The 13,391-nt window shown below is 57.5% G+C and carries 13 protein-coding genes and 1 pseudogene; 9 read left to right on the top strand and 5 right to left on the bottom strand.

All coding sequences use genetic code 11. The annotated features are described in order from the left end of the window. Nucleotides 1-10 precede the first annotated feature (10 nt). The 7 genes and pseudogenes from EXW94_RS21650 to EXW94_RS21620 all read left to right on the top strand — a co-directional run bounded on the left by EXW94_RS21650 (nucleotide 11) and on the right by EXW94_RS21620 (nucleotide 7,982). On the top strand, nucleotides 11-1,591 hold the full coding sequence (locus tag EXW94_RS21650) for a xanthine permease (protein WP_174340981.1): 1,581 nt from the start codon (nucleotides 11-13) through the stop codon (nucleotides 1,589-1,591). After that, on the top strand, nucleotides 1,588-2,544 hold the full coding sequence (locus tag EXW94_RS21645; protein WP_174340980.1) for a carbamate kinase family protein: 957 nt from the start codon (nucleotides 1,588-1,590) through the stop codon (nucleotides 2,542-2,544). The genes EXW94_RS21650 and EXW94_RS21645 overlap by 4 nt, the downstream gene beginning before the upstream one ends. 1 nt (nucleotide 2,545) lies before the next feature. Beyond that, nucleotides 2,546-3,925, top strand: coding sequence for an amidohydrolase family protein (locus EXW94_RS21640; protein ID WP_174340979.1), 1,380 nt, complete (start codon nucleotides 2,546-2,548; stop codon nucleotides 3,923-3,925). Nucleotides 3,926-4,028: 103 nt separating this feature from the next. Further along, the gene (locus EXW94_RS21635) at nucleotides 4,029-4,271 is read left to right on the top strand and encodes a helix-turn-helix domain-containing protein (RefSeq protein WP_174340978.1); all 243 of its coding nucleotides are present in this window, start codon (nucleotides 4,029-4,031) and stop codon (nucleotides 4,269-4,271) included. Between the two features lie 369 nt (nucleotides 4,272-4,640). Continuing rightward, nucleotides 4,641-6,099, top strand: a pseudogene (gene ltrA, locus EXW94_RS21630) (group II intron reverse transcriptase/maturase). Between the two features lie 104 nt (nucleotides 6,100-6,203). Beyond that, the gene (locus EXW94_RS21625; RefSeq protein ID WP_174340977.1) at nucleotides 6,204-7,085 is read left to right on the top strand and encodes a DDE-type integrase/transposase/recombinase; all 882 of its coding nucleotides are present in this window, start codon (nucleotides 6,204-6,206) and stop codon (nucleotides 7,083-7,085) included. Nucleotides 7,086-7,247: 162 nt separating this feature from the next. Then, the gene (locus tag EXW94_RS21620; protein WP_174340976.1) at nucleotides 7,248-7,982 is read left to right on the top strand and encodes a bifunctional 2-polyprenyl-6-hydroxyphenol methylase/3-demethylubiquinol 3-O-methyltransferase UbiG; all 735 of its coding nucleotides are present in this window, start codon (nucleotides 7,248-7,250) and stop codon (nucleotides 7,980-7,982) included. Here EXW94_RS21620 and EXW94_RS21615 read toward each other — a convergent pair. Next, on the bottom strand, nucleotides 7,976-8,578 hold the full coding sequence (locus EXW94_RS21615) for a short chain dehydrogenase (RefSeq protein WP_108416435.1): 603 nt from the start codon (nucleotides 8,576-8,578) through the stop codon (nucleotides 7,976-7,978). The genes EXW94_RS21620 and EXW94_RS21615 overlap by 7 nt on opposite strands. A 97-nt stretch (nucleotides 8,579-8,675) precedes the next feature. Between EXW94_RS21615 and EXW94_RS21610 the strand changes: the two genes are divergently transcribed. Both EXW94_RS21610 and EXW94_RS21605 read left to right on the top strand, forming a co-directional pair. Beyond that, nucleotides 8,676-9,563, top strand: a complete 888-nt coding sequence (locus tag EXW94_RS21610; protein ID WP_042715351.1) for a LysR family transcriptional regulator — start codon at nucleotides 8,676-8,678, stop codon at nucleotides 9,561-9,563. Between the two features lie 20 nt (nucleotides 9,564-9,583). Next, nucleotides 9,584-10,765 (top strand): PLP-dependent aminotransferase family protein, encoded by a 1,182-nt coding sequence (locus tag EXW94_RS21605; RefSeq protein ID WP_174340975.1) that lies wholly within the window; start codon nucleotides 9,584-9,586, stop codon nucleotides 10,763-10,765. 46 nt (nucleotides 10,766-10,811) lie between these two features. On the opposite strand, the gene nudI is transcribed toward EXW94_RS21605, so the two are convergent. The 4 genes from nudI to EXW94_RS21585 form a co-directional block, all read right to left on the bottom strand. Continuing rightward, entirely contained in the window at nucleotides 10,812-11,237 is a 426-nt protein-coding gene (gene nudI / locus EXW94_RS21600) for a nucleoside triphosphatase NudI (RefSeq protein ID WP_174340974.1), read from the bottom strand. A 45-nt stretch (nucleotides 11,238-11,282) separates the two neighbouring features. Further along, nucleotides 11,283-11,630 carry a HigA family addiction module antitoxin gene (locus EXW94_RS21595; RefSeq protein ID WP_010434290.1) on the bottom strand — a complete coding sequence of 116 codons (348 nt, stop codon included), beginning with the start codon at nucleotides 11,628-11,630 and terminating at the stop codon, nucleotides 11,283-11,285. 10 nt (nucleotides 11,631-11,640) lie between these two features. After that, nucleotides 11,641-11,940, bottom strand: a complete 300-nt coding sequence (locus tag EXW94_RS21590) for a type II toxin-antitoxin system RelE/ParE family toxin (RefSeq protein WP_010434288.1) — start codon at nucleotides 11,938-11,940, stop codon at nucleotides 11,641-11,643. Nucleotides 11,941-12,218: 278 nt separating this feature from the next. Continuing rightward, nucleotides 12,219-13,388, bottom strand: coding sequence for an HlyD family efflux transporter periplasmic adaptor subunit (locus tag EXW94_RS21585; RefSeq protein ID WP_174341028.1), 1,170 nt, complete (start codon nucleotides 13,386-13,388; stop codon nucleotides 12,219-12,221). Between the last annotated feature and the right edge of the window lie 3 nt (nucleotides 13,389-13,391).

The following is a 13,391-nucleotide window of genomic DNA, read 5'->3' as shown; positions in this document are numbered from 1 at the left end:
GCAAGCATCCATGAAAAACATGAAACTGGAGTGGAAAAGAGGTGACTGGGCGGCGTATTTCGGGTTGATGACCAACAACCTGACCAATTTGCTGACCATGATGGGGCTGCTCATTTTTGTCGTCGGCATCCCGAAGGAGATTGTTTATGGACGCATCGCGCCGGCCTTCGGGCTGGCGGTGCTGGTCGCGAGTATTTGCTACGCCTGGTTCGGCATGCAAATGGCGCGTGCCACCGGGCGAACGGATGTCACCGCGCTGCCGTCCGGCCCCAGCGCGCCGTCAATTTTTACCGTGACCTTCCTGGTGCTGATGCCGGTGTATCAGCAAACGGGCGATGCGGAGTTCGCCATTCAGATTGGCCTGGTGTGGTGCTTTGTGGAAGCGATGATCCTGGCGGGCGGTTCGTTCCTGGGTGAGACCATCCGCAAGATGATCCCGCGCACCGTGCTGCTGTCGTGCCTCTCCGGTTTGGGCCTGCTGCTGCTGGCGATGAACCCGATGCTGCAGGCGTTCGAAGCGCCGACCGTGTCGTTTATCGTGCTGCTGCTCATCTTTATTAACTGGTTCGGTAAAAAGCCCATTTTCGCCAAAATCCCGACCGGTCTGCTGTTGCTGGTTGCCGGAACGGCGCTAGCGTGGCTCTCGGGTCTGCAAAGCCCGGAAGCGATTAAAGCGTCCATGTCATCCTTCGGCTTTAACCCGCCGGAAGTGCATGTGGACAGCTTTATGCAGGGGCTGCCGCACGCGCTGCCGTACCTGGCATCGGCCGTTCCGCTGGGGCTGGCGAACTACATCTTTGACCTGGAAAACATCGAAAGCGCCCACGCGGCAGGGGATGAATACCCGACCCGCAAGGTGATGCTGGCGAACGGTCTGGCGTCGATGCTCGGCTGCCTGATGGGGAACCCGTTCCCGGTCACGGTCTACGTCGGCCATCCCGGCTGGAAAGCGATGGGAGCCAGCATCGGCTACACGCTGGCCTCGGGCGTGACCATGTTCATCGTGCCGCTGTTCGGGCTGGGAGCGTTTATGCTCGCCATCATACCGATGACCGCCATCGTGCCGATTCTGGTGTTTATCGGCGTCGTGACGGCCAACCAGGTGGTGAGGGAAACGCCCAAAGTGGAGGTGCCCGTCATCTTCATCTGCCTGTTCCCGTGGATCGCCAACTGGGCGCTGACCATGATGAACAGCGTGATGAGCGCCGCAGGCACCAGCGCGGGGAAAATCGGCACCGACGTGCTGCACAGCAAAGGGATCTACTACGAAGGGCTGATGCATCTCGGTAACGGCGCACCGCTCGCCAGCATGCTGTGGGGCTGTATCGCCATCTTCGCCATCATCAACAAACCGCTGCGCGGGGCTGTCGCCGCTGCGGGCGGGGCGCTGCTGGCGCTGTTTGGGGTGATCCATGCCCCGGTGGTGGGATTTGCCGAAGGCAGTTCGCTGATGTTCGTCACCGCGTATCTGATGATGGGCGGCATGTTTGTGGTGAAGCATGTGCTGGATATCTCTGTTAATCCCCCTCTCCCTGTGGGAGAGGGCAGGGGTGAGGGCACCAGAACGCACCTTCTAAAGGAAACAAAATGAAAGAGCTTATGGTCGTCGCCATCGGCGGCAACAGCATTATCAAAGACAACGCCAGCCAGTCGGTTGAACATCAGGCGCAGGCGGTGAAAGCGGTGGCCGAGTCGGTGCTGGAAATGCTGGCCTCTGACTATGACATCGTGCTCACCCACGGCAACGGCCCCCAGGTGGGGCTGGATCTGCGCCGTGCCGAAATCGCCCACGAGCGGGAAGGGCTGCCGCTGACCCCGCTGGCAAACTGCGTGGCGGATACGCAGGGTGGCATCGGTTACCTGATCCAGCAGGCGCTAAACAACCGGCTTGCCGCGCGCGGCGAGCAAAAAGCGGTCACGGTCGTCACGCAGGTCGAAGTCGATAAAAACGATCCCGGCTTTACGCACCCGACGAAACCGATCGGTGCGTTTTTCAGCGAGGCACAGCGCGACGAGCTGCAGCGCGCGCACCCGGACTGGCATTTTGTTGAGGACTCCGGTCGGGGCTACCGTCGAGTGGTGGCTTCACCCCAGCCGCTGCGCATCGTTGAGGCCGACGCCATCAAAACGCTGACGCAAAAAGGCTTTGTGGTGATCGGCGCGGGCGGCGGGGGGATCCCCGTTGTTCGCAGTGAGCAGGGGGAGTATCAGAGCGTCGACGCGGTGATTGATAAAGATCTTTCCACCGCGCTACTGGCGCGCGAGATCCGCGCCGACGTGCTGGTGATCACCACCGGCGTGGAAAAGGTGTGCGTCAACTTCGGCAAGCCAAACCAGCAGGCGCTGGACGCTGTAAACGTGGCGCAGATGGCGCGCTACATGGAAGAGGGCCACTTCCCGGCGGGCAGCATGCTCCCCAAAATCGTCGCCTCGCTGGAGTTTTTACACCACGGCGGCAAGCGCGTGATTATCACCTCGCCGGACTGCCTGCCCGCGGCGCTGCGCGGGGAAACCGGTACCCATATTGTTAATGAAGGAAGATAAGATGAGTGAAAATAAAAGCCGCCGCGAATTCATCAGCCAGAGCGGCAAAATGGTCACCGCCTGCGCGCTGTTTGGCGCGACCGGATCCGTCGCGTATGCTGCTGACTCAGCAAAGCCAACCTGCGAGACCGGCAAACCGATGAGCATCACCGCAAAGCATTACTACCTCGACAACGTGCTACTCGAAGCCGGGTTTAACGTTGACGACAGCGTGGCGACAAGCACCCGCACCGAGCTGAAAACGCTGGAAATCAAAGACGGCAAGATCGTCGCCCTGCGCGACAATAAAATCCATGCCGACGCCACGCTGCCGCACTATGACGCGGGCGGCAAGCTGATGCTCCCGGCGATGCGCGACATGCACATCCATCTGGATAAAACCTTTTACGGCGGCCCGTGGCGCTCGCTGAACCGTCCGGCGGGTACCACGATTCAGGACATGATCCGCCTGGAACAAAAAATGCTGCCGGAGCTGCAGCCCTACACCCAGGAGCGCGCGGAAAAGCTGATCGACCTGATCCAGTCGAAAGGCTCTACCATCGCCCGCAGCCACTGCAATATTGAGCCGGTTTCCGGCCTGAAAAACCTGGAAAATCTGCAGGCAGTGCTGGCGCGCCGCAAAGCGGGTTTTGACTGCGAAATCGTCGCCTTCCCGCAGCATGGGCTGCTGCTGTCGAATTCTGAAAAGCTGATGCGCGAGGCGATGCAGGCCGGGGCGCACTACGTAGGCGGGCTGGACCCGACTAACGTTGACGGTGCGATGGAGAAATCTCTCGATCTGATGTTCCAGATCGCGCTGGACTACGACAAAGGGGTGGATATTCACCTGCACGAAACCAGCCCGGCGGGCGTGGCGGCGGTGAACTACATGGTCGAAACCGTGGAGAAAACGCCGGAGCTGAAGGGCAAACTGACCATCAGCCACGCCTTCGCGCTGGCGACGCTCAACGAGCAGCAGGTGGATGAGATCGCCACCCGCATGGCGGCGCAGCAGGTGACCATCGCCTCCACCGTGCCGATTGGCACCCTGCATATGCCGCTGAAGCAGCTGCGCGAGAAGGGCGTGTTTGTGATGACGGGGACCGACAGCGTGATCGACCACTGGTCGCCCTACGGTCTGGGGGACATGCTGGAAAAAGCGAATCTTTATGCGCAGCTCTACATCCGCCCGAACGAGCAGACGCTCTCCCGCGCGCTCGGTATCGCCACCGGCGACGTGCTGCCGCTGAACGACAAAGGCGAGCGCGTGTGGCCGAAAGCGCAGGACGACGCCAGCTTTGTGCTGGTGGATGCCTCCTGTTCCGCCGAGGCCGTGGCGCGCATTTCACCGCGTACCGCGACGTTCCACAAGGGCAACCTCGTCTGGGGCTCGGTGGGCTAATGTGGTGCCGGGTGGCGCTGCGGTATGAACCGGAAACATGGGTAACACTTTAGACCGGATACATGGGTAACAGTTATAACTGGCATAGAAGAGGAGACTCGCTATGCCCTGGACTGAGACCCGACCTATGCAACGCCTTGATTTTATCCGTGCCTGCCATGCAGGTACGGACTCCTTCTCCGCGCTTTGCCGTCTTTTTGGCATCAGCCGTAAAACCGGCTATAAATGGCTTCAGCGTTTTGACCCCGCTGACCTGTCATCTCTCTCTGACCGGTCGCGCGCGCCACACTCCCACTCCCGGACGGTTCCTGATGATATCGCCGGACAGCTTAGTACGCCAGGATAAGCTGGTGACAGAACAGAGGGTGAAAGTCCCTCCCGGGTAAGAGCCAGCCACTCGCCCGGTCCTTTAGCTATGCGCGGCAGCGGGTAACTTCTGACGTGAAGTGTTAGCGAAGGCATCCACAGGCCCGGTATTGAGCCACGAAATACAAGCTAATTGGAGGTGGTGATGTTGTTAAGCGAAGCAGAAACCAATAATGGACATGTCATCATGGCGAGACGTGTTCATACCTCCCGGGGTCGGAGACCCGGCGCATGTGGAGAAGTTCGTCAGACGGAACCTGGGAGATCCTGAACCAGCCCCGCAGTCGCGGGCCGCTGTACTAAAGCGTAAAGACAAGGTGCAACGGAGTTCAGGAAGTCGGACACGGGCATAGTACCGGAGAAATCAGTGAACAAAACATGTAACAGTGTGGCGGAATTGACGGAGGGAAGGCCCGTGACCAAGGGGAACAGCCAACAGCACGACCGTATCCGGACTCAGAGCCGGGGAAATACGACGTCACGTCTGCTGGCTGTGCGGGAAGCTGCACAAAGGGATAAACATCAACAGTTTACCAGTCTCTTCCACCACATAAGCGAAGCGCTGCTGATGCAGAGCTTCCATCAACTCAAACGTCAGTCTGCACCGGGCTGCGACGGAGTGACATGGGACAGCTATGCGCAGAACGCGCATGACAATCTCAGAGCACTCCACGGCAGACTTCAGCGGGGGCAGTACAGACCCCTGCCAGCAAGGCAGGTGTTCATCCCCAAAGAAGATGGGTCAGAAAGACCGCTGAGCATTGTGTGTCTGGAGGACAAAATCGTACAGCAGGCGATGGTGACGGTGCTGAACCAAATCTACGAGGCTGATTTTCTGGGGTTTTCCTATGGATTCAGACCGGGAAGAGGTCAGCATGACGCACTGGATGCCCTGCATTCGGCGATTATGACGCGAAAGGTAAACTGGGTGCTGGATCTGGACATCAGTAAGTTCTTCGATACCGTGGAACATGACTGGTTGCTCCGGTTTCTCCGGCACCGGATCGGGGACGAGCGCATACTGAGGCTGATCAAACAGTGGATCACGGTTGGAGTAAGGGATAAACACGGACACCGGCAGCGTTCGCGCGTCGGCGTCCCGCAGGGCGCGGTGTGCTCACCGATACTTGCTAACATTTACCTGCACTACAGCTTCGATCAGTGGATGAACAAAACCCGAAAGTATGCGCAGGGGGACGTGGTGATGGTCAGGTATGCTGACGACGCTGTGCTGGGATTCCAGAAGCACCGGGATGCCCGGGAGTGCTTGTCAGCTCTGAAACAGCGGCTGGGGAAATTTGGTCTGAAAGTCCATCCGGAGAAAACCCGACTGGTACGCTTTGGGCGTTTCGCCCTGAGCCACTACAGGGAAGAGCAGGGAAAGCCCGGAACGTTTGATTTTCTGGGATTTACCCACTACGTTGGACAAAACCGGGCAGGCAACACGGTGGTGATGCGCAAGACCAAACGTAGCCGTCGTCTGGCACAACTGAAGGCAATCAAACAGACACTTCGAAAGCGACTTCACGAGAAACCGGCCGCAACAGGCCGATGGTTAAGGCGAGTGGTTGAGGGGCACATCAATTATTACGGTGTCCCCTTCAACAGCAGAGCGCTGACCCGGTTCGTGGAGGAAGTGAAAAAAGTTGTGGCTGAAGTCACTGAAACGGAGAAGTCAGAGGCACCGAATGACATGGAAACGCTTCAGAGAGTTGTGCAAACGCTGGATACCCGCCCCCAGAATTGTCCACCCGCACCCAATGCACCGCTTTCACGCCAGAACCCAAGGTAAGAGCCGGATGCGTTAGCAGCGCACGTCCGGATCCGCGCGGGGGGTAGCCGGTAACGGCTATTCCTACCGCAACCGGCCCTGAGGCAAAAACACCCTGACTGGGGCCCCAAAAAACTGCGGATGTGGTTGCTCAATCATCATGTCGATTTTACCGTACCTGCTGCCAGCACTATCGGCGATATCCTCAAGCGTGAAGGCCTGGTTCCGGATAAAAAGCGAAAACGCAGGGCCCCGGGCAATCGCCGGCCCCTGACCACCATCAGTGAGAACAACCAGGTCTGGAGCGCTGATTTTAAAGGCAAGTTCAGGTTGCTGAGCAGAGAGTACTGCCATCCCTTCACCCTGACCGACAATCACAGCCGGTATCTTCTGAGCTGCCGGGGAACGGACAGGGAGAGCGAGCCCTTCGTCAGACAGTGCCTGACGGATGCGTTCCTGGAATACGGTCTGCCGGAAGTGCTCAGAACCGATAACGGTCAGCCCTTCGCGGGAACAGGGATAGCCGGACTAAGTCGTCTTGCCGTCTGGCTAATCAAGCTGGGCATCAGGCCTGAGCGTATCAGGAAGGGGCATCCGGAAGAAAATGGCCGTCATGAGCGAATGCACCGCTCCCTGAAAAGTGCGGTGAAACAGGGCAACACCTTCATGACGATGGAAGAACAACAGCGGTGGTTCAGTGGCTACCGGGAAGAATTTAACCACGAAAGGCCGCATGAAGCCCTGGCGGGTGCAACGCCCGGAACGGTATGGCACCCCTCGAACCGACACTGGGATGGCCGTGTTCCTGAATACGCGTATCCGGAAGGCGGTACGGTCTACAGGGTAAAATCGCGGGGGACACTCTATATGGGGAAAAAGGGGACGGTGTTCCTGAGTGAAGCGCTGACTGATGAGTACATCATGCTGGAAGAACAGGATGATGGCCTTGAGGCCATCATCTTTAACGGAATAACGCTTGCGTACTACGACCGAAAAACCGAGAGTGTGCTCCGGATAGACTGAAAAGTGTTACCTATGTTCCCGGTCTGATCTGTCACCTATGTATCCGGTCATACACTGCGCTTACCCGGCCTACGGTTCGGAGATTTTGTAGGTCGGGTAAGGCGAAGCCGCCACCCGACAATGCAGTATACTGCTATGCACATTCTTTAAGAGGGATCTGCCATGGCACAAAACATCTACGACAACCCGGCATTTTTCGAAGGCTACGCCCAGCTTCCTCGCTCGGTTCAGGGGCTCGACGGCGCGCCGGAGTGGCCCGCGCTTAAGGCCATGCTGCCGGATTTAACCGGCAAATCGGTTGTCGATCTCGGCTGCGGCTACGGCTGGTTTTGCCGCGCGGCGCGTGACCTGGGCGCTGCTGACGTCACGGGCGTTGATATCTCCGAAAAGATGCTCGCCCGCGCTGGGGAGCTTACCGCTGACCCACAGATTCACTATCAGCGTAGCGATATGGAATCACTCGAGCTCAACGAGAACAGCCTCGATCTGGTCTATAGCTCGCTGGCGCTGCACTACCTGCCGGAGCTGGATACCCTGTTAGCGAAGGTTCAGCGCGCGCTTAAGCCCGGCGGCAGCCTGGTTTTTTCCATGGAGCACCCCATTTACACCTGCGCCACCCGTCAAGGCTGGCTGACCGACGACAGTGGCGAGCGGTTCTGGGGCGTGAACCATTATCAGGAAGAAGGCAAGCGCGTCAGCAACTGGCTGGCGGACGGCGTTATCAAGTATCACCGCACGCTGGGCACCACGCTTAACGCGCTGATCGGGGCCGGGTTAACGGTAAGCGAGGTCAACGAGTGGGGGCCAACGCAGGCGCAGATTGACGCCTGGCCCGCGCTGGCCGAAGAGGCAGAGCGCCCGATGCTGGTGCTGATCGCCGCCCGTAAGGCTCAGTAACCCACCTTATACACGCGTCCGCTCTGCACGCCTTCCACGCTGCGACGGTAGGCCTGCGCCACGGTCGCGGCGGGAACGCTCTCAAAGCCCGGGAAGAAGCCGTCGTACGCTTCGACGGACTCGGTGAGTACCGTCGGGCTAATCAGGTTGATGCGGATCCCGCGCGGCAGCTCACAGGCGGCAGCGCGCACAAACCCTTCCAGCGCCGCATTGACCGTGGTGGCATTCACGCCCTGCGCAATCGGCTCGTGCGCCACAATCCCGCTTATCAGCGTAATCGAGCCGCCTTCGTTCAGGTAGTGCTGGCCGGTCAGCGCCAGGCGCACCTGCCCCAAAAGCTTATCCTGCAATCCCCGGTTGAAATCGCTGTCCTTCATGGTCGCGAGGGGGCCAAAGTGCAGGCTGCCGCTGGCGGAGACAATCGCGTCCACCGGACCGATTTTCTCAAACAGCGCTTGGACGCTCGCCTGCGAGGTGATATCCACCTGCTCGTCGCCCTGCGTGCGACCCACGCGGATGACTTCGTGACGACGACTCAGCGCTTCTGTTACTGCACGACCGACTGTACCGCTGGCACCAATAATGACGATTTTCATAGCAGACTCCTTATGTTGTGAGACTTCATTCTTTAATAAATAAAAAGTCAGATAAACTGGGCTAACGTTAGAAGATTGCTAACCAGAGGTTCGGAATATGGATAAGCTTCGCGGTATGGAGACGTTTATTGCGGTGGTGGAAAGCGGTAGCTTTACTGGTGCTGCATCACGTCTGGAGATGTCGGCGGTGATGGTGGGGAAGTATATTGCCCTGCTGGAAACCCAGCTCGGCACGCGACTGCTGGAGCGCAACACGCGCCGTCAAAGCCTGACCGACGCCGGGCGCGTCTATTTCGAGGAGGCGAAGCGGGTGCTGGAGCAGGTCTCCATTGCTGAAAATGCAGTCGAGCGGCTGCGTGCTGCGCCTGCCGGAACGTTGCGCGTCACGGCACCGACGTCGTTTGGTGGCTGTGTGATTGCACCGCTCACCGCCACCTATTTACAGCGGTATCCGGAGGTGCGTGTGGAGCTGGATCTCACCAACCGGATGGTCGATCTGGTGGATGAAGGGGTCGATCTGGCCATTCGCATTGGCGACATTCAAAACGACGATCTGGTAGCGAAGTATCTCTGCCCCTACCGGATGGTGATCTGCGCCGCGCCGGACTATTTAGCGCGCTACGGCACGCCACAGACGCCTGCCGATCTGGTGAATCATCTGTGTCTATCGCACACGGTGTGGACCGCGCGTAATGAGTGGCGGCTACCGGGCATGGAAGGAGAAGTGCGCTGGAAGCGGGATGCGATCTTAAGATGCAACGATGGCTATGGATTACGCATGGCGGCGCGGGCAGGTGCAGGATTACTGCTGCAACCGGAGGTGCTGGTGGCGGAAGAGCTGGCAAGCGGCAGGCTGGTGCGGGTGCTGGAGCAGTACACGCCCGCGCCGAGGCCGGTGCATTTATTGTGGCGTCAGGATTTACGTCAACTGCCTAAGCTTACGGAATTTATCGCCCATATTCTGCTAAGATTGGGCACAATATAAAAAAAGAAGGTAATCAAAGAATGTCTGCAAACAAACTCGCCAGCAGCGCGCAGGGCCTGCAATCCTCTGCCATCCGTGAATTATTAAAACATAGCAAAATGGCAGGGGTGATTTCGCTGGGCGGTGGTATTCCTAATCCCGATCTGTTCGATCACGAAGGGCTTAAAATTGCTGCCGATTCCGTCTTATCACAGCATTTTGGCGAGGCGTTCCAGTACGGCTTGACGGAAGGCGTCCCGGGGCTGCGCGAGGAAATTAAACGCATCTGCGAGGGGCGCGGTATTGCCTGTAAGGCCGATGATGTCGTTATTACTTCTGGCTCGCAGCAATCACTTGACGTGCTGGCGCGTGCGTTAATCAACCCGGGTGACACCGTTGTCGTTGAGCGACCAACCTATCTCGCCGCGCTGCAGGTCTTCGGCCTGGCGCAGGCCAACTTTGAATCCGTTGGCACTGACGGCGACGGTATGAAGGTGGATGAGCTTGAAGCGCTGGTGGCAAAGAAAGCCATCAAAGCGGTCTATATCGTTCCAACCTTTGGTAACCCCGGCGGCGTGACGCTTTCCGAAGCGCGCCGTAAACAGCTGGTGGAATTATCAAAACGTTATGATTTCGTGATTATCGAAGACGACCCGTACAGCGAAATTAATTACACCGACGAAGTGTTCCGCCCGTTGATAGCTCACGCCAAAGATATCGGCAATGAAGAGAACGTGGTGTACACCTCCACCTTCTCTAAAATCCTCGCACCGGGAACCCGCGTGGGCTGGGTGCTGGTCCCCGAGTGGCTGAAACGTGCGGTGGTGAACCTGAAGCAAACCACCGATCTGCACACCAGCACGCTGTCACAGCTGATGACCTATGAGTACCTGAAAACCGGTCGTCTGGCGGGGCAGATTAAGATGATCCGCGAAGCCTATCGCCAGAAATATCAGACGTTTGCCACTGAACTGGAGGCAGAGCTGGGCGATGTGATGTCGTTCCACAAGCCGAAGGGCGGCATGTTCCTGTGGGCGAAAATGAACAACGGCATGAACACCACGCGCTGGCTGGAGAAGACGTTAAGCAACGGCGTGGTGTTTGTACCGGGCGAGTTCTTCTACTGCAATGAACCGGACCAGACGACGCTGCGTATGTCGTTTGTGACGCCAACGGATGAACAGCTGATAGAAGCGGTTCGACGTTTGAAAATCTCGCTGTAAACGATCTGCGCATAATGGTGCTCCTGCCATTATGCGCAAGCCTTCCTTACAGCAGCCCTTTCTGGGCAAATGTCATACGAGTGGCTTCATTCAGATCCAAATCCTGTAAGGACGCCGGGCGAACCCAGGCAATCTCCTGAAACTCTTCGTTGAAGGTCACCTCACGGTTGGCGCTGATGCAGTCGAAGATCAGGTAAATCATATAAATTTCTTCCGTGGTGCCGTCGGCGTAGGTTTTCACCCGAGTGTCATCACGAAATGTCCAGGGTTTTACCTCGGTAATCTCCAGCGCGTCGCCAAGTTCCTCGCGGATTTCCCGGCGCAGCGCCTGTTCCATCGTTTCACCCGGCTCCATCCCTCCACCGGACAGCGCCCACTGGCCGGGAAATACGCCGCGATCGTCGGCCATTTTGCACAGCAGATAGGCCCCGTCGTTCTGAATGATGGGGCAGACAATAGTACGTTGGCGCATGGTTTCTTCCTGAAAATGAGTTTGAGTGAATAATATCGTTCCGGGTCAGGCAACGTCCGGCTGGCCCGATTTTCTTCTGGCAATTAATTCTGCAATCGTCTTTACACGGCTTAACTCTTCCTGAGTACGGGAGTTAGTTTGGGCTTCCCAAATATCGACGTTCAGTTGAAGATTTAGCCAGAATTCAATGGTGGTATCAAACGCCTTCGCCAGTCTGATTGCCATATCAGCCGTCAGTTTTCGATTGTTGTTAACCAGAGCACTTATGGTGTTCCGGTGCACATTAAGCATGTCTGCGAGATCGCTAATTTTGAGATTTAGCGGTTCGAGATACTCATACTGCAGCACGTCACCCGGCGTGGTGGGTTTTCTCAGAGCTTGCTGAAGGGTCATCTTTGATACCTCATTTGTGCGATGTGTATTTGTGGGGAGAGAGGTAGAGATCGTCCGCTTTGCCCTCAGTCCACCTGAATACCAATCTGTATTGCCTGTTCACGCGAATTGAGGAATATCCCTCGAGTGGAGGATTCAACGATTCATACATGTTACCTGGCGGGGATCGTAAATCCCGATATGAGGATGCTGCATTGATGATGTCCAGCTTCCTCGCCAGGGCTGCCTCAAGGCTTGATGGGATAACGTTGCTTGATTTTCCAAAGAGGAAAAAATCCATAAGCCATTGATCGCGAAAATGATTAATCATAATACGTATATTAGCTCCGATCCCTGAAGCTGAAAGGCATAGTAATGCACTCCCGCACTGTGCGCAAGTGCGTTTTTTGTCGCTGGCGATAATGTTACCTGGGTGAAGGAAAGAGGGAAGAAAAAGAGGAAATCGAACATCAGATCTTCGAGGTGGATTCCATAAAAGGTTTATCTCTCAGACCCGGTGCTTTATCTGTTGCCCGGCGGCGCTGCGCTTGCACGGGCCAACAAAACAGATGTAGGCCGGGTAAGGCGGAGCCGCCACCCGGCGATTGACTACCGCTCCCTCAGCGCCTCTTTCGCCCGGTTAAACGGCTTGATCATATAATCCAGCACCGTTTTCTCTCCGGTCTTAATGTCCACCGTCGCAATCATCCCCGGCACAATCGAGAAGTGCCTGCCCGCCTTATTCACCAGGTAATCCTGGCTGGTGCGGATAAATACCCGGTAATAGAACACTTCTGGCTTCGCTTCGTCCTGGATGGTATCCGGTGAAATGGTCTCCACCACGCCATGCAGCCCGCCATAAATCGCGTAATCGTAGGCGGTGATTTTGACCAGCGCTTCCTGATTAGGGTGGATAAAGGCGATATCGCGCGGCGACAGGCGGGTTTCAATCAGCAGGTGATCGTCCACCGGTACGATTTCCATCAGCTCGCCGTTGGGCGGGATCACGCCGCCGATGGTGGTCACTTTGATGTTTTTCACAATGCCGCGTACCGGGGATTTCACCGTCAGACGCGTCACCGAATCTTCGCGCCCTTTGAGAATGGCGGAAACCATATCCACCTCCGCGTTGGCTTTGGAGAGCGCCTCGCGCGCCTGGACGTAATACTGCGAGCGCACGTCGGTCAGCTTGAGTTCCAGATCGCTTTTCTGCCGCTGCAGACGCAGCACTTCCACGTGGCTGGCGGCACCGGTTTTGACCAGCCGCTGGGTGATCGCCAGCTCTTTATTGGCGAGATCTAACGCCGAGCGCAGTTCCCGCTGGGTATCTTCAAGCTGTGCGCGACGTGAGTTATACAGGCGCGTTTCAGCCCCGATCAGATCCGTCCATTTCGCCAGCGAAGGCGGGAATTTCAGCGGCAGATCGTTCACTTCGGCATACAACCGGACGCTGGAGGCGAGTGATGCCCGGTAGCGTGCCGCGCTTTCGCCGACGTTCGATTCCGATCGCGTCGGATCGAGCCGCGCCAGTACCTGTCCTGCCTGAACCTGATCCCCTTCGTGCACGTTCAGTTCCGTCAGGATCCCGCCGTCGAGCGACTGTAAAACCTGCTCGCGCGAGCTGGGGATCACTTTGCCGGTTCCGGTGGAAACTTCATCCAGAATGCCGTACCACGCCCAGACGCCAAGCACCACAAACAGCAGCAGAGAGAAGATGACAATCCGCCGCGCGCCGGTGTAGCCGCTTTCGGAGTCGAGGGCGTTATCCAGATCGTCCATTGC

Source organism: Enterobacter sp. JMULE2, assembly GCF_013337145.1.
Classification (GTDB): Bacteria; Pseudomonadota; Gammaproteobacteria; order Enterobacterales; family Enterobacteriaceae; genus Enterobacter; species Enterobacter mori.
The sequence above is the reverse complement of the archived record's forward strand: the minus strand, read 5'-3'. Positions and strand labels throughout refer to the sequence as shown.